The organism is Synechococcus sp. R8-2 (genome assembly GCF_047461715.1).
In the GTDB taxonomy this organism is placed as follows: Bacteria; Cyanobacteriota; Cyanobacteriia; order Thermostichales; family Thermostichaceae; genus Thermostichus.
Window position 1 is genome coordinate 1 of sequence record NZ_JANSHQ010000700.1, and the last position, 576, is coordinate 576.

At 66.0% G+C, this 576-nt stretch carries 1 protein-coding gene; it reads right to left on the reverse strand.

Going from position 1 to position 576, the window contains the following annotated elements; genetic code table 11:
- Positions 1-576: FHA domain-containing protein (locus NW819_RS14010; protein ID WP_414414123.1), on the reverse strand; the 576-nt coding region annotated here is incomplete at both ends.

Here is a 576-nt window from a genome sequence, read left to right on the forward strand (position 1 = left end):
GGGCAGCTCCCGGTAGGTGTCCCCCTGATGGCGGCGCAGCTCCGTCTGCTGATCCCCGGCCAGGACGATCAGGGGGTTGCGATCTGCGGAGAGGGGTGGCTCCACTGAGAACTTGCTCCACTCATGGCCGATCCAAATCCTCGCCCCCAGCCCCAAGACCACCATCAGGATGAGGCAGCCGCGCACCCCATACACCTGTGGTGGGGGTGGATCCAGCACTTGAATCCAGACGCTCTCCGGATCCCGGGGCGGGCCAAGGCTCAGTTGCTGGCCATGCCGCAAGATCACCCGGCGCACCCGCTCGACACCACCGAAGGGTTTGAGGCGGAAAACGCCGTTGGTCGAGTCTTGATCTTCTAGCTGGTAGCGACCGGCATTCCACCCCAGCCAGTAGAGAATAGGGGGCAACGGGATCCGCCAACCCAGACCGGGCAGGCGCCAATCCGGGCGGGGACGGATGTGGGCGTGGAGATGGCTCACCGCGGGGGCAGGGATGCGAATGGTGGCCACCGTCTGGCTGCGACCGAGAATGTCGGATCCCTTCAGGGCAACCACCTGGGGGGGCTCTCCTGGGCA